Genomic DNA, 15,939 nt, shown 5'->3' on the forward strand with positions numbered 1-15,939 from the left:
GGGGGATTAAGATGAAAACTATAAAATATGTTACAGGCATCATGAGCATCATATTGCTCCTACTTATTTCAGCGTGTGGAAAAGATGATGAAAATGCTAATAAAGATCCTAACGAACAAATCCATGTCATTGCTACCTATTCAATTATTTACGATATTGTTAAAAATGTGGGTGGAGATCGAGTAGAGATTCATACGCTTGCTCCAGTTGGTTCTAATCCTCATGAATATGATCCGCTTCCAAAAGATGTTCAACTAACAACAGATGCGGATGCCGTATTTTACAATGGACTTAATTTAGAAGCAGGAAACTCTTGGTTTGAAAAATTATTACTCACTGCCAATAAAGGTGAAAAAGACTCACCTGTGTTTCAGATGAGTGAAGGTGTTCAACCAAAATATTTGACCACTAAAGGGAAAGAATCTGAAGAAGACCCTCATGCATGGTTAGATATTCGTAACGGAATTAAATATGCTGAAAATGCTAGAGATGGATTGATTAAAGTTGACCCAGAACATGCAGATGTATATGAAAAGAACGCTAAAGCATACATTGAGAAACTTGAAACTCTACATCAGGAATCAGTTACGCGTTATAACGAAATTCCAAAAGAACAGCGTCTTTTAATTACAAGCGAAGGTGCCTTTAAATATTTCTCTGAAGCTTATGATTTTGATGCAGCTTATATCTGGGAAATTAATGCTGAAAATCAAGGATCTCCAGATCAAGTGAAATCAGTAGTTGATTTTATTAATACGAAAAAAGATGCTGTATTATTTGTTGAAACGAGCATAGATCCTCGTAGTATGGAAACAGTGTCTGCTGAAACTGGAGTACCGATCTACGGCAAAGTCTTTACTGACTCCATAGGTAAGCCCGGTGAAGATGGTGATACGTATATTAAAATGATGGAATGGAATATTGACACGATTTTTAAAGGCTTGACTGAAAAATAGATGTGACTGAACCCTTACGAATAATAGTTACTATTTCCCTTGTAAAATTACGATTAAGATTCCACATGTTATACTTGTAACTTGTTGGACGATTTTACTGCTACTATTTCTTCCTGCAAGTCATATATAATATTAACAATCGAATTGAGAAGGTGAACCTAATGATTGAAATCAAAACATCTACATTAAGTGACGGAGAATTAAATCGTGGCGTTTTTGCAAAACGTAATATCAAAAAAGGCGAACTCATTCATGAAGCGCCTGTTCTCCCCTATCCAAATGAACAACATGAACATGTTGAGAAGACGCTTTTAGCGGATTATGCTTTTGAGTATGGCATAAACCATACTGCATTGGTATTAGGATATGGCATGTTATTTAATCACTCGTACCAACCAAATGCAATGTATGATATTAATTTTGACAATCATACTTTTGATTTCTTTGCTTACAAAGATATTAAAGCTGGAGAAGAAGTATTGATAAACTATAACGGAGAAGTCGAAAATGATGACCCATTGTGGTTCAACGAAGAAAATGAAAACCCAACGAATGACTAGCAATTGCTAGTCACGTTGGGCTTTTTTTAACTTCGGTATGCTTTTAATGTAGTTTTTAATGAAGCAAACGTCCCTATTGCAGCGGCACTATAAAAAAACCCCATAAAAATTCCGGCTGATAAATTATGAGGATGACTAATAAATATTGAAATGATCATTCCAATGATTGTTGCACTTACAGGAATGTGTTTAGAAGAAATAGGCAACAACACCTTGAGTACGATTACCAATATCATAATTACCGGGATTGCCCAAACAGCATCCCAAATATTTGTATGTATAATCGGGAACTCGGTCATTTGAAAAATCTCCTTTTTGCGTGATGGTTATTAATTATAGACTTTCCATCTTCTTTAAATTTAAATCGCGATTAGTTTTTAACTACCAATTAAATAATGAACAATAGAAAGAGATGTAAAACTCTAAAGAGAACTTTAATCAGTAATTAAAAACGAAAGCAAATTAGCATCGCTTTTAGCGGTACTTATTTGCTTTCGTTTCTTTTTCTGGTTTGTTCAACTTTTTCATTTTTTTTATTTACAATGACAATTTTCTATTATTAATAAGATGATCTTTGAGAAAGTCAGAAATGAAAAGCACTGCAAATTGCATAGTTAATTAGAAGAATATTTTCTTGATTTTTAATACTTTGTACATTTATATATAATTTATAACTTTTTATTGGCGTCTGTTATGTTTACAAATAATGTCTTCTCATTAACGTTCCTTGTCAGCCTTACTTTCGCTATGCGAAAATCTTTTAATAAAAAATCGGAATTTTTATGTAAAATTCACAAATTAAAGATAATTGAAACTTTTTTGAAAATTCGCGCGTATTACAAGTGGAGGACTTTTTTCTAATAAAAGATTGTACATTTTCACAAACAAGTCATCAGTTCGAATAATGGATTTGCAGATTCAGAGTCAAACTGGAATTAGAAAATGGGTTTCGAAAACGATAATGAAGCACATCGTATATCTTCCTGGGTACCCGTTTTTATATTATGGTATAACCATTTTTTACTTTCTTTACTTATAAAGATTATTATAAATTAAAAACAACATTGAAATGCGAGAGATGGTAATTTCTTAAATAATAATAACAACATTTACTGAATTCTTAATTTAATAGTAAAGGAGCTGGAATTTTGAAGATAATACCAATTACGCTATTTAAATACTTATTCGGAGTAATTGGAATTATTTTAATAAGCTGTACGCCTATTCTTTTTACACTTAACGGCTCTTTCGATATACAATTATTTTTCACAACTTTCTTCAGGGTTGTAAAAGATTTCTTAAACCCTTCCGAGAGGCAAGTCAGCTTCTATCACTTTTATGTCAAAGGACCTTATATTTACTCAATGCTGATTTTGGTCGCTTCTCTACTATTATCTCTAATAATTTCATTCGTTTTGTCATTTATTACACTTTTAACTAAGGGATTTATTAAAAAAATTCTGCTGCAAATAGCAAAAATTCTTGAGTCATTTCCAGATTTTTCATTTATATTTCTTATTCAAATTGTAGTTGTTCAAGTTTATTTAAAAACCGATATTCTTATATTACAATTTTATAGTTTGGGAGATAACTTGGTATATATCGCCCCTATTCTTTGTTTATCTATTCTACCTACTCTGTTATTTTTCAAGCTTTTTATCTTGTTATTTGAAGAGGAGTGGGGAAAATCTTATGTTGAGCTGGCCAGGTCAAAGGGATTAAGTAATATTGAAGTTTTACTGAAACATTGTACTTCAAATGTGTTGAAAAGTTTATTTTTCCAGTCTAAATCAATTGTTTGGCTCAGTTTATCTTCCTTGTTAATCATTGAATATCTTTTTGGTATCAATGGGATTCTTTATTATTTGAAGACTGATTTCAGTCCTAGTGGTACAACTTTTATTCTTTTATCAATATTTACTCCGTTCTTCCTCTTCTATTCAGTAGTAGAACGTATCGTGAATAGAGAGCATATAGAAAGAAATGTGATATTCAATAATTTCAAGTTATCTATGATGAATTTTCAACAAATTCAATCTTTAAATATCTTTAGAAAAAAAGAATCAAGACGTGGAATATCAGAAACCTTGAAAATAGTCAGGATAAATTTATTTAAACATTTAACTATTAAGATCCCAATTTTGATTGTATGCGGGCTTTTATTAACTAGTTTGCTGTATTTCATTTTTTTCAACGACAAAATAGATCAAATCAATTATATTTATAATGAAGAAGGGGAAATGCTAAGTATGGCACCGCACCCCCCTTCATCCAATGTTCTATTTGGTACAGATCCATTTGGTTATTCAATACTTCAACAATTAATAGTAGGTATCAAATACACCATCCTAATCACATTAATCATTGCAACTATACGAATTGTATCAGGTTATTTATTTTCAATCCTTTATGTGTTTTATTTAAATAATAAATTTAGAGTAGCCATTAATTCCATTGCGGATGGTATGCATTTTTTACCACTAACTCTATTAACATATATTTTACTAGTTCCAATACTTATTAACAGTACTGGAGTATGGGAAACTACACTTATGGAGCGATTGATTTTACAAATTATGATTATGTCCTTCGTTGTTCTACCAATAACAACAACTTCCATTGGAAATGAAATGAATGAAACATTAAAAAAGGAGTATGTTCAAAGTTCAGTTGTAATGGGGGGATCGTTAATTTGGATTTTAATCAAACACATTAATCCTCAGTTATGGCCAAAGATTCTTTTACTCTGGACACAACATATTGTACAAGTGCTTCAAATGTTTGTACATTTAGGGATTCTATCCATTTTTGTTGGAGGTGCAACATATCAATCTAGCGAATTAATACTGAACATATATGAACTTTCAGGGATGATTTCCATTTCCAGAGAAGTTTTTATGACGAAACAATATTGGATGATTCTTCCTCCGTTGTTCACCTTTATGATATTAATATATTGTTTTAATACTATTGTGAATGGAATTTTAAAGAAATCAATATACCTCTCTAAAAAGGGTTAGAAAGCGTTTCAAAGGTTAATTATTCGTTCTCGGACAAATGATACTCAGCAAGTTCATTATTTACATTCGTTTAATAAAATTTGCTATATCATCTCCATTACATTTTTAAAGTAGTTATGTTATTGGCACGTCAATTAGTTACATTACACCTTGTATTGTAATGACCAAATAATTGTCAATTAAGCAACGAAAAATCCACTTTGTATAATAAGAATATTTATATATCAATAAAAAAAGGACTGCCAATTCAGATGCGAATTGATCGTCCTTTTTTGTTGTATTTTAAAGTTTTCACCTCTCAAGAGAACCCACTATCCTAAAAAGTAGTCTTTTCTTTACATAACCCGTTTAAACATTTTTTCAATCTCATACGTGGAAAAATGAACAATAACAGGTCGTCCATGTGGACATGTAAATGGATGTTCAGCTTGTCTTAAATCAAATAGAAGCTTCGTCATATCATCTTTTGTTAAAAAATGATTGGCTTTAATTGAACGTTTACAACTCATCATAATAGCTGCAACTTCTCGTAACTTTTTAACGTCCGCTTTTCGACCAGTTAGCACTTGTTCCACTAATTCTTTAACAATTTCTTCTTCAAAACCTTTTGGAAACCATACTGGGTGATCTCGAACAATAAAGGTAGTAGGACCAAAATCTTCTAGAGAAATCCCGACATCTTCTAGCTGATTAGCATATTCCTTTAAATGTAAAGCTTCATCTGCAGAATAATGCATTGACAAAGGAATGAGCAAAGACTGTCTTTCCCCTGCTTCGACCTCTCCTACTTTATCACGGAAAAATTCATACTTAATTCGTTCTTGTGCCGCATGCTGATCTATTAAATAAAACCCGTCTACACTTTGAGCAACAATATACGTGCCATGAATTTGTCCAACGATATCAAGTTCTGGGAATGGCTCTTTAGAGGAAACAGCTTGCATGTTTTCGATTGGTGGAATAAATGGCTCTTGATGGTCCATCTGTTCTTTTACCATTGATGTGTCTGATGTTTTGTTAAAGGTGTGCATCGATCGATTTTCTGAATAAGTTGGTTGGACTGGTTTTGACTTCCAGAGATCCATTTGTTCACTTGATACGATGGCTTTTTTGGGTTTTTCGGCAATTTCCGGTGCTCTCATTAATGATCGAATCGTGTTTCTAATCGTGTCTTCGACTAATTGTTGCAACTCTTTTTCTTTGCTCAATCGAATATGTTGTTTTGATGGATGCACGTTGACATCCGTCAAATAAGGATCACCAACGATATTCAATATGACAAGCGGATACCGTTCTATTGGTAAGAATGTGTGGTATGCATTAACAATCGATTGTTGCACGCTATAATGCTTAACCCATCTACCATTTACAAAGAGAGTAAGGTAATTTTTTGATGCACGTGTGATTTCTGGTAAGGAAGCATAACCATGGATACGGTAATCAGATGATTCACCTTCAAAAGGTATCATTTTTTTGGCAATTGCCATCCCATAGATTGCAGCGATTACTTGTTGTAAATCACCACGTCCATTCGTATGAAGTAACACTTGTTCACCGTGGCTTAATTTAAACGCAATAGATGGATAACAAAGGGCCAATCGATTAATTAAATCGATGATATGTCCAAGCTCCGTTTGAATGGTTTTCATATATTTCAATCGAGCTGGTGTATTGAAAAACAGTTGGGATACTTTAATATCCGTCCCTTTACGAAGTGCTCCTGCTTGCTGTTTTTTCACATGACTACCTTCTATTTCAATACTTGTCCCAGTAGTAGAACCATCAGAAGTCCATAATGCCACTTTAGATACAGAAGCAATACTGGCAAGTGCTTCTCCTCGGAAACCCAGTGTTCGTATACGGAAAAGATCATATTCATTTGCTATTTTACTCGTTGCGTGTCGTGAAAAAGAAAGAATGGCATCTTCTTCATCCATCCCGCTCCCGTTGTCTGTTATATGGATCGTTTGTAACCCCGCTTCTTCTAGATATATATCAATTGAAGTACTACCGGCGTCAATTGCGTTTTCCACAAGTTCTTTAACAACGGAAGCAGGACGTTCTACAACTTCACCCGCCGCTATTTTGTTCGATAAGGGTTCATCCATTAAGCGAATATGTCCCATGGAATCTACTCCTTTCACACAAGTTTATTTACCGATTTTTTGCTGTAGTTCATATAAAAACTGTAGTGCTTTCATCGGTGTTGTTCCTGTTATATCTATCTCTCGAATAGATGATAGTACACCATCTGTTATGGGTTCTTTTTTTATCTCTTCAGGTTGTTTTTTAGATTCTTGGAAAAAGGTTAACTGTTCATTTACTGTAGATTGCTTGCCCTTACTTTCATGTTCTTTTACTGTCTCCAGCTCTTGCAGTATCTCTCTTGCTCTAACAATAATTGGTTCAGGTAACTGTGCAAGTTCTGCCACATGGATACCATAACTCTTATCAGCCGGTCCACTTTTCACTTTATGTAAAAAGACTACTTTACCGTTCTGCTCTATAGCCGCTACATGTACATTTCTTAGTTTATCTAAGTGCTTTTCTAATTGAGTAAGTTCATGATAATGAGTTGAAAACAATGTATTTGCACGAATTTCTGTATGAATGTATTCCATCATCGCTTGTGCGAGTGCCATACCATCATACGTAGATGTACCACGACCAATTTCATCGAACAGTAATAAACTGCGCTCAGTCGCATGAGTTATTGCGTAAGTTGATTCAAGCATCTCTACCATGAATGTACTTTGTCCTGCTGCCAAATCATCTGCTGCCCCAATGCGCGTGAATATTTGATCCGTAACAGGTAGTAAGGCTTTCTCAGCAGGTACATAACAGCCCATTTGCCCCATAATGACGGTAATGGCCACTTGTCGCATAAATGTGCTTTTACCAGACATGTTAGGACCTGTGATTAACAACATGTTTTCTTCTGATGAAAGAACACAATCATTTGGTACATAATGTTGTTTGTTCATCATCTTTTCAACTACAGGATGACGTCCATTGACAATTGTTAAGTCCAATCCATCGTGGAATGTTGGTTTTGTTAAGCGATAATGATCTGTCACTTCAGCAAAACTTGAAAAGACATCAAGTTCACTCACTTTTGCCGCGAGTTTCTGAACTTGAGGTATATACTGTTTTACTTGTTCGCGAACATCTACAAAAAGAGAATATTCCAAAACTAAACTTTCTTCTTCTGCCGTTAAAATAAGTGATTCTTTTTCTTTTAGCTCATCAGTTATATATCTTTCTGCATTGGCTAAGGTTTGTTTTCGTTCATAGCGCGTCAAATCAGCTAAATGAATATTGGATTTTGTAATCTCAATATAGTAACCGAATATGCGATTATATCCAATTTTCAAGCCCTTAATTCCTGTACGTTCCCTTTCTTTAAGCTCTAGAGCTGATATCCAATCTTTTCCGTTTTTCTTAGCGTAGCGAAGCTCATCCAATCGAGCATGAAAACCGTCACGAATGATATCCCCTTCTTTGACAGAAAGTGGAGGATGGTCAGAGATCGCCTCTTTAAGCATATTTAAAAGTTCCAAACATTCATCTAAATTATTCGCTGCTTTTATTAATGCAGGTTTTGCACTTTCTTTTAATTTCTCTTTAATAAGAGGAATTTGAATAAGCGATTGTCGCAATTGACTTAAATCGCGACCACTTGCTGTACCAAAAGAGATACGACCAATTAATCTCTCCAAATCATACACTTCTTTTAGGGTTTCTCTAATATCGGCGCGAATGAAATAGGCTTCAAGCATTTCTGTCACAATTTCGAGTCGCTCTTCTATTTTCGTGCGATTTGCTAGCGGTTGGTGTAACCATTGCTTTAATTTTCGTCCCCCCATCGCGGTCATGGTTTCATCTAGCAGCCAGTATAACGACCCTTTTTGGTCTCCACCTCGAATAGATTGAACCAATTCCAAGTTCCTTTTTGAATGAAAATCAATTGTCAAAAGTTCTTCCCGCTCCTGAAATTTAAACGGCTGAATGTGATCTAGTGAACGTTTTTGAGTTCGATGCAAATAGGTTACAAGTCGATGACAAACACCATGAACATCAATTGGGTTTTGTTCAACAAACAATTTATTTGTATTCAACTCAAGCTTGGTTTCTTCAATAGATAATAAAATTGAATGTGCTTCAGCTAAATCTGATAAAAGAACAAATAACTGTTCAGGTACAACGAGCTCTCGAATTGATAATGCTTGTAGTTCTTGTATCAGGTTTTTTTCTGTTCCTGTCAATATAACGCTTGTACCTTCGCCAGTCGATAAATCTAAATAAGCATAGGCATAGCAATTTTCGTCAATTTCTTCTGCTGAAGCAATAAAATGATTAGTTTTTCCGTCCATATTTTTGCCTTCAATAATTGTACCAGGTGTGATTAAACGAACAACTTCACGTTTCACTACCCCTATAGCTTGTTTTGGGTCTTCTGTTTGTTCACAAATCGCTACACGATATCCTTTTTGAATAAGTGTTTCTATGTAATTTTGTGCGGCGTGGTGAGGAACTCCACACATTGGAATGCGTTCTACGCTTCCCCCCGCACGACTAGTCAATGTAATTTCAAGAATTTGAGACGCTCTAATTGCATCTTCAAAAAACAGTTCATAAAAATCACCTAAGCGGAAAAACAAAAAGGCATCTGCATACTCAGATTTTACTTGTAAGTACTGTTGAATCATAGGTGTATAATTGTTCATGTCAAAACCTCTTTCGGATACTAGCTATTCTTTCATTATACCAAAAACAACAGAAAAAAAAGCCGGATTAGGAAATCCGGCTTAAGAGGATTCTTTCGAATCATCATATGATGATGTAGAAGACGAAGAACTTTCATCTTTATAAGACCATTCTTCTTCAACATCTTGTGGTTGAACTTGAATACATACAGTTGTTTCACCAACGATTTCTGCGTGTAGCTCTCTTTCTACTGTTACTTTAAATTGTTCACCATCAGATGTGATAACGGCTTCCGTACAATTTGGTTGTTGAGCTACACGTAAATGTACATCTTCAACACCATGTGTATCTTCTTCGCGGTAATGCAGTTTGATACGTTCTCTGTAAGGCACAGTCTCTGAAAAAACAGAAGTTTTCGAATGCTCGTGATGAGCATACCACACATTAATGTCATACTTCCCTGTTACTTCAACGAACTTGCCGTGCTTTTTCGCCTGGTGAGTGTGATTAATAACCCAACACCCTAAAATGCTTGAAGGGTTATTTGGTGGACGTAATGTTTCACTAGCTTCAGCTCTCTTTTTCCCTTTCGCCACGACTGCTTTCGTCACGATTTGACGGATATATTTCAAAGCCATCCTCCTTCGTTCGATTCCTTTTCATCATATGCAGGATGTGCCTAATAGGTGAAAAGAAAAGCGAAGACCATCACATTAGCTTTTGGAAATTAAGAGCCCTTAAAGACAACCGACTCAAATCATCTACGTGTAGAGATTGAAAAATACCTACTTTCATTTAACAACAATTGTTGTGTTTAAATCATTGGTTTTCTAAGCCGTCTTATAAAGGTAGCCGGGTTAGTTGAACAACTATATTTAATTTTATTTCACTGTCAATGTAACAAAACATAGGAGTTAATGAACACCCTATATTTACAGTGTTTTCTGAGGTTTGACACTTTTATTAGTGTTCAAGAACTCGTTCAATAATCTAAGTTCACTAACCTATACGAAACTAAGTTTGGGTACACAATTGAATGTCTTCTAAGAATGAAATGCTAATTCTACCGTAAACTAAAAGATGAGGTGAATTTCTGTGAAGAAGATTTCGGTTTTAATATTGACTGTCTTATTTTGTATAGCCCTTTCATATGGCATTAAAGCTAAAGCAGATGATTACGGGTTTGAAAGAGGCTATTCAGAGATCGGTTATAAGGAAGTTAATATAGCCCTGCAAGAAAGCAAAGATCATTTTAATCGTAATATCGTATTACCAACTCAACTGCCCCCAGTTACATTCACTCATAATTTTGGCAGATTTAATAATTTAGAAGGTGATGCGAATGATGGATTCGAAATTACCTATATAAATAAGGATTTGACCCAAAATCATTATCAAATTCGAATCAAACCCGTCAAGTACAAATTAGAATTCAGAGAAGAGCAGATTGACCAAATAATAAAATTAAAAGACAAAAGTACAGCAATTTACAGTACGAAAAACCCACTTAATCTTCTAGCTTTCGAAAAAAATGGATGGCAGTATATTTTATTAATAGATAAGAGAATTTCAGACAAAGTAACAAAAGAGGGCTTAGTGGAAATCGCAAATTCTATAAAATAATCAATTGGGATCCTATCGCTGAACTGGTTTATTTAGAGCATGCATCACAGGTTGACATAACACCCGTTCACGGAAGTAGTTAACTCATTACTCAATAAGAAACAGTTTGATTTTAATTTTCATGGAGTTGAAGAGAAATTATTAATATTTATCTCTAGATAAAGCTCTAACTAGTAAAATTCCGGTAAATACAAAAATTACAGTTCTAGTTATTTCTATTTGAAGTAGGGAAAATATCGGTGGATATAAGGTAGTTCCAATAATAGGATAGAGTATGTCAAGGGAGAAAAAAGCGAAAATTAACAGGGAAATAGAAGGCACAATTAACCAGTTTAATTTAACTCCGTTTTTTATAATACTTAACAATTTACGCCATTCAATAAGAACCCCAAACAAAATACATAAAAGTGTAACTATGTCATTATCAAATTCAGTTCTGATAGGAATACTTGCCATTGAGTAAAGAAGGAAAAATCCAATACTAGTTAATAAAATATAGATACCTATTTTTCTTTTCACAATAACTACTCCCTTATTAATTTTTTACACAAAAAGAAAGCTCCTACTTGATAAGGTAACTTCCGAATTCTGTCAAATTAGCAAGCATATTAAGGATGAAATCATCAATGTCAAAACTCTCTCTTCTTGTAACTAATTGTAATACTTCAATAATAAATAACAATCTAATTATTGAAAAAGAAAATACACTTACTGGTAAATGATTGTATCCCTTATACACCCCAGGTTGACATAACACCACTTCTAGGAAGTTCCCCTCCACTAGCAAACCCTTACCACTCCTCACTTCTTCTCCTTTTCGTTCACCCATCTTTTATACAGACAATATACATCGTTGAGTTAACGGGCTTTTGGCGATTTCCCTTTTCACGTCCGATGAATAAATATCCACTTGATTTTGAAATGAAATTGGACATCTGAAACTAGAGTAATGATGAATCCATCACTCTCTTATTTCTAGCCAATTATAGAATGGCACTTTTGGGGCAGGTGTTTTAGGCTGATGTATCGGTTTTGGTACATCATATTGCATAGCTTTAGCCAATCCAGCCGTAAACGCAGCGACTACTTGGTCGTATCTGATGCCTTCACTCACTCGCTTAGCCATCTCAATGAGTTTCGCTTTCATGAATGTTTTAGGTGTTGCATCTGATCCCATACATAAAGCTAATATGCCTTTTAAGGATTCAATTTGTTTAGATACAGGTAAAATGCTGATGAAATTAAATAACGCAATCTAGGTTTCCAAATCTATTTTAGGCACAAAGCTTTGCACCATGGATTAAAGAATAAACAGCCTCAAAGGTTTGATGAAATTGAGTGATTGAAAGTTTATTCCTTTATATTTTATTTATTATATAAAAAACTGTTTCCTAAAATGCAAGGAAACAGTTTTTATACATAATTATTATTTGAGACTACTAGGCTTGGTATTTTGGACTCTAGAACCCGTTTCTCCTTGAAGTAAATCGCCTTCTGTTGATTCAATGATTTTATTTGTAACATTGTTTGAAATTGTATTCGCTACTAATTGTAATAAGTCATTTACATCGCCTTGCGATTGTTTAAACTCTTGAACAATTGGGATCTCATCAATTTCTACTTCGATCTTCTCAATTTTACCTTCGATTAATGATAATGCTTTTTCTTTTCCGTATTGTTGAAAATTAACTGCTTGTTTTTGAAGACTTTTCAAACTCGCAATTTTTTCGCGAATCTTTTGATTTTCATTAATTTGTGCTTCCGCACGTTTGAAGAAATCTACTTCTTCAGTATGTGAAATCATCTCTGCGATTTCTCTTGCTTTTGCAATAATATCATCTTTTGTGTATTTCGTTGTCATAAGACACCCACTTCTTGGCCAGCAACGACTTCAATTAATTCGCCTTCTAGTGACCATGTTTTTGTTTTCGTAATTTTCACCATTGCAAGTTTGCCAATAATCTCATTGGGACCAGCAAAATTAACAAGCTTACTCGTTCTTGTATAACCCGCAAGGACGTCTGAATTTTTTCGGCTTTCACCTTCAACTAAAACTTCAACAATTTGCTCATTGTAAACGTGCATTGCTTTAGCTGACAAATCATTTACAAGATTATTTAATCGTTGTAGACGTTGTTTTTTTATATCCATTGGTATATTGTCTTCCATTTTTGCAGCTGGTGTACCCTCACGTGGTGAATAAATGTAGGTAAATGCATGTTCGAATCCAACTTCTTCATATAAAGACATGGTTTCTTCAAACTGCTCGTCCGTTTCATTTGGAAAGCCCACAATAATATCCGTTGTTAATGCAGCATCAGGTAAAGCTATTTTAATTTTCCGAACTAATTCCAAATATTGTTCACGACTATATTTACGAGCCATTAGCTTTAGCATACTTGTTGAACCTGATTGAACAGGTAAATGAATATGCTCCACCAAATTACCACGCTTTGTTAGAACTTCAATCAAATAATCATCAAAATCACGAGGATGGCTAGTAGTAAAACGAATTCTTGGTATATCAATTAGACGAAGATCGTTCATTAAATCACCTAAACGATACGTAAGATCATTAAAATCTTTACCATACGCATTTACATTTTGACCTAGTAAAGTGACTTCTCTATACCCTTGAGATGCAAGCTGCCTTACTTCTTGGATGATATCTTCAGGTCTGCGGCTTCGTTCTTTTCCGCGTGTATAGGGTACGATACAATAAGTACAAAACTTATCACAACCATACATGATATTAACCCACGCTTTTATTTTACCACGGCGAACTCTTGGTAAGCTTTCAATCACGTCACCTTCTTTTGACCACACTTCAATAACCATTTCCTTTGACAGATATGCTTCCATTAAAATGTTCGGTAAGCGATGAATATTATGCGTGCCAAAAATTATATCTACTTGATTATAAGTTTTCAAGATCTTATTGACAACAGATTCCTCTTGAGACATACAACCACATACTCCTATTATTACATCTGGATTGTCGCGTTTTATTTTTTTGTAGTGGCCAAGTTCACCAAACACTTTATTTTCAGCGTTTTCTCGAATAGCACATGTGTTAAGCAAAATGACATTAGCTTCTTGGACGTTGTCTGTAGAAGTGTAACCCAGGCTCAAGAAAATACCTGCAATCACTTCAGTATCATGTTCATTCATTTGACATCCAAATGTTCGAATGAAAAACTTTCGTCCATTTCCCATCCCTAAAAAATCAGGATCAATTACAAAATCTTTATGATAAGTTATATCTTCTTTCCCGCGTTTCTTTGCTTCCTTTAATGAAGGTGGTACGTAAACAGATTCGAAATACTGGCTATAATCTTTTTCGGTTTTATTTTCTACTTCTTTCACTTGTGAGTTATATAATCTCTGTTCTTCATTCATCAGAAAACTCCTTTCATCCTAATCAATACTCAGACGAAAACTGCATTCCTCTATTATACTGAAAACCTATTCATTCCTACAAGGTAGTAGGTTCAATTGTCGGTATTTCGACAATAAAACAAGATTTTCGTAGACAGTTAAATTAATACTAAAATATCTAAAACGCGGTCGACAAAATTTCGGTTCACATTAAATTCTTCAGTAAATATGTTTATCACTAAACCACTTTTAAAAAACCCAACCTCTATTGAGATTGGGTTTGTTTAACTGATAAGAAAGAATAGCAATTGAATGATACTACACAAGCGTAAGCCCGCAATTGCGTTTGACACTCTTGTTGGAGACAGATTTTCTAGATTATTTCTCCCGCGGTTACTCTTCGCAGAAGAAACTTACTCCTACGTTAGGAGTCGGTCTCTTTTGACCTGCTACACTTCGGTGTCAGCGTCGAGCTTAAGTGGCGCTTTCCGCCTTTAATACTATACTCGTGTACGTTTTTCAACTAAAAGCTTAATCGCTGTTCGGTCTTCACCACCAATTACGATATCTGTAAATGCTGGCGAACAAATTAAATCGGCGCCACTCGGTGCCACAAAGCCACGTGCAATTGCAACTGCTTTTACCGCTTGATTCAGTGCTCCTGCCCCAACTGCTTGCATTTCTGCATACCCTTTTTCTCGGATGACTGCAACTAATGCACCTGCCACTGAATTCGGATTAGATTTTGACGATACTTTTAATGTTTCCACTACGATTCCCCCTTGTCCTTGCTGACCGTTGGACGATTAAACTGTCCATAAATCACTTTATGCAAGTTCATAGAGATATAGAAGAAGTTATCCTCTGAAAGGATAATCTTCATTTATATAAATACGTTCAAAAGAATTGGCTTTTCCTGTTTGGTTATCTAAATCAACGAAAAATGCACTGATTACAGAACGTCCAGACTTCGGCACTTCAAAACGTGCTGGCATATTAGTTTGGAATCGGTATAATACCTCTTCTTTTTTCATTCCTAGCACACCATCATATGGACCTGTCATCCCTACATCAGTAATGTAGGCTGTACCTTTAGGAAAAATCCGAGCGTCTGCAGTTTGGACATGTGTATGGGTCCCTACAACTGTTGATACTTCTCCATCTAAGTGCCAACCCATTGCAATCTTTTCACTCGTTGCTTCTGCATGGAAATCAACAAAAATTAATGGTGATAGTTGTTTCGCTTCTTTTACAAGTTCTGTCGCTTTTTTAAATGGATCATCATGAGGTGGTAAAAAAGTACGACCATGCAAATTAATGACCGATAACGTATGACCATTTTTTGTAATGGTAGTCATTCCTTTACCCGGAGCTTCATCAGAAAAGTTAGCTGGACGAATTAAATAATCGGTATCGTCTATAAAATCAAAAATTTCTTTTTGATCCCATGTATGATTCCCCATTGTTACGACGTCTACCCCCATGTAAAGTAATTCTTGAAATAATTTCTTTGTAATTCCACGTCCTGATGCTGCATTTTCCCCATTTGCTATGATGACATCTGGTTGATATTTCCTTTTCAATCTTGGTAAATAGTCTTCTACGGTATCGCGTCCAATTGATCCTACGATATCTCCAATAAATAATACTTTCATTTTCATTCCTTCTTTCGTTTCCAATAAAAAAAGGCTTCAA

14 protein-coding genes are annotated in these 15,939 nt (G+C 34.7%); 4 read left to right on the top strand and 10 right to left on the bottom strand.

Features of this window, described 5'->3' with window-relative positions; genetic code table 11:
* Positions 1 to 11 precede the first annotated feature (11 nt).
* Both E2636_RS09820 and E2636_RS09825 read left to right on the top strand, forming a co-directional pair.
* Entirely contained in the window at positions 12 to 956 is a 945-nt protein-coding gene (locus E2636_RS09820) for a metal ABC transporter solute-binding protein, Zn/Mn family (protein WP_134210037.1), read from the top strand.
* Between the two features lie 161 nt (positions 957 to 1,117).
* Positions 1,118 to 1,516: an SET domain-containing protein gene (locus E2636_RS09825; RefSeq protein ID WP_134210038.1), complete on the top strand. Its 399-nt coding sequence runs from the start codon at positions 1,118 to 1,120 to the stop codon at positions 1,514 to 1,516.
* 26 nt (positions 1,517 to 1,542) lie between these two features.
* On the opposite strand, the gene E2636_RS09830 is transcribed toward E2636_RS09825, so the two are convergent.
* Complete coding sequence (locus E2636_RS09830; RefSeq protein ID WP_134210039.1) at positions 1,543 to 1,815, bottom strand: hypothetical protein; 273 nt, start codon at positions 1,813 to 1,815, stop codon at positions 1,543 to 1,545.
* Positions 1,816 to 2,664: 849 nt separating this feature from the next.
* Here E2636_RS09830 and E2636_RS09835 point away from each other — a divergent pair.
* Positions 2,665 to 4,536: a hypothetical protein gene (locus E2636_RS09835; protein ID WP_134210040.1), complete on the top strand. Its 1,872-nt coding sequence runs from the start codon at positions 2,665 to 2,667 to the stop codon at positions 4,534 to 4,536.
* A 335-nt stretch (positions 4,537 to 4,871) separates the two neighbouring features.
* Here E2636_RS09835 and mutL read toward each other — a convergent pair whose 3' ends face one another.
* From mutL to cotE, 3 genes are all read right to left on the bottom strand, one after another.
* Positions 4,872 to 6,662 (bottom strand): DNA mismatch repair endonuclease MutL, encoded by a 1,791-nt coding sequence (gene mutL / locus E2636_RS09840; RefSeq protein ID WP_134210041.1) that lies wholly within the window; start codon positions 6,660 to 6,662, stop codon positions 4,872 to 4,874.
* A 24-nt stretch (positions 6,663 to 6,686) separates the two neighbouring features.
* Positions 6,687 to 9,263 (bottom strand): DNA mismatch repair protein MutS, encoded by a 2,577-nt coding sequence (gene mutS, locus E2636_RS09845; protein WP_134210042.1) that lies wholly within the window; start codon positions 9,261 to 9,263, stop codon positions 6,687 to 6,689.
* Between the two features lie 81 nt (positions 9,264 to 9,344).
* Positions 9,345 to 9,875, bottom strand: a complete 531-nt coding sequence (gene cotE, locus E2636_RS09850; protein ID WP_134210043.1) for an outer spore coat protein CotE — start codon at positions 9,873 to 9,875, stop codon at positions 9,345 to 9,347.
* A gap of 463 nt (positions 9,876 to 10,338) precedes the next feature.
* On the opposite strand from cotE, the gene E2636_RS09855 reads away from it, so the two are divergent.
* The gene (locus E2636_RS09855) at positions 10,339 to 10,866 is read left to right on the top strand and encodes a hypothetical protein (protein ID WP_134210044.1); all 528 of its coding nucleotides are present in this window, start codon (positions 10,339 to 10,341) and stop codon (positions 10,864 to 10,866) included.
* A gap of 141 nt (positions 10,867 to 11,007) precedes the next feature.
* Here E2636_RS09855 and E2636_RS09860 read toward each other — a convergent pair whose 3' ends face one another.
* From E2636_RS09860 to E2636_RS09890, 6 genes are all read right to left on the bottom strand, one after another.
* On the bottom strand, positions 11,008 to 11,385 hold the full coding sequence (locus E2636_RS09860; RefSeq protein ID WP_134210045.1) for a hypothetical protein: 378 nt from the start codon (positions 11,383 to 11,385) through the stop codon (positions 11,008 to 11,010).
* Positions 11,386 to 11,827: 442 nt separating this feature from the next.
* Positions 11,828 to 12,043 carry a hypothetical protein gene (locus E2636_RS09870; protein ID WP_134210046.1) on the bottom strand — a complete coding sequence of 72 codons (216 nt, stop codon included), beginning with the start codon at positions 12,041 to 12,043 and terminating at the stop codon, positions 11,828 to 11,830.
* A gap of 249 nt (positions 12,044 to 12,292) precedes the next feature.
* Positions 12,293 to 12,727, bottom strand: a complete 435-nt coding sequence (locus tag E2636_RS09875; RefSeq protein WP_134210047.1) for a YlbF/YmcA family competence regulator — start codon at positions 12,725 to 12,727, stop codon at positions 12,293 to 12,295.
* Positions 12,724 to 14,265: a tRNA (N6-isopentenyl adenosine(37)-C2)-methylthiotransferase MiaB gene (gene miaB, locus E2636_RS09880; protein ID WP_134210048.1), complete on the bottom strand. Its 1,542-nt coding sequence runs from the start codon at positions 14,263 to 14,265 to the stop codon at positions 12,724 to 12,726. The genes E2636_RS09875 and miaB overlap by 4 nt, the downstream gene beginning before the upstream one ends.
* A 479-nt stretch (positions 14,266 to 14,744) precedes the next feature.
* On the bottom strand, positions 14,745 to 15,014 hold the full coding sequence (locus E2636_RS09885) for a stage V sporulation protein S (RefSeq protein ID WP_017380899.1): 270 nt from the start codon (positions 15,012 to 15,014) through the stop codon (positions 14,745 to 14,747).
* Positions 15,015 to 15,101: 87 nt separating this feature from the next.
* Positions 15,102 to 15,899, bottom strand: coding sequence for a TIGR00282 family metallophosphoesterase (locus E2636_RS09890; RefSeq protein WP_134210049.1), 798 nt, complete (start codon positions 15,897 to 15,899; stop codon positions 15,102 to 15,104).
* Positions 15,900 to 15,939 lie beyond the last annotated feature (40 nt).

Origin of the sequence: Paenisporosarcina antarctica (genome assembly GCF_004367585.1) — a bacterium.
Lineage (GTDB): Bacteria > Bacillota > Bacilli > Bacillales_A > Planococcaceae > Paenisporosarcina > Paenisporosarcina antarctica.

Coding starts and splice junctions, on each gene's coding strand:
- miaB (WP_134210048.1), bottom strand. CDS start 14,265: ATGAATGAAGAACAGAGATTATATAACTCACAAGTGAAAGAAGTAGAA.
- mutS (WP_134210042.1), bottom strand. CDS start 9,263: ATGAACAATTATACACCTATGATTCAACAGTACTTACAAGTAAAATCT.
- E2636_RS09890 (WP_134210049.1), bottom strand. CDS start 15,899: ATGAAAGTATTATTTATTGGAGATATCGTAGGATCAATTGGACGCGAT.
- mutL (WP_134210041.1), bottom strand. CDS start 6,662: ATGGGACATATTCGCTTAATGGATGAACCCTTATCGAACAAAATAGCG.
- E2636_RS09875 (WP_134210047.1), bottom strand. CDS start 12,727: ATGACAACGAAATACACAAAAGATGATATTATTGCAAAAGCAAGAGAA.
- E2636_RS09825 (WP_134210038.1), top strand. CDS start 1,118: ATGATTGAAATCAAAACATCTACATTAAGTGACGGAGAATTAAATCGT.
- E2636_RS09830 (WP_134210039.1), bottom strand. CDS start 1,815: ATGACCGAGTTCCCGATTATACATACAAATATTTGGGATGCTGTTTGG.
- E2636_RS09820 (WP_134210037.1), top strand. CDS start 12: ATGAAAACTATAAAATATGTTACAGGCATCATGAGCATCATATTGCTC.
- E2636_RS09870 (WP_134210046.1), bottom strand. CDS start 12,043: ATGGGATCAGATGCAACACCTAAAACATTCATGAAAGCGAAACTCATT.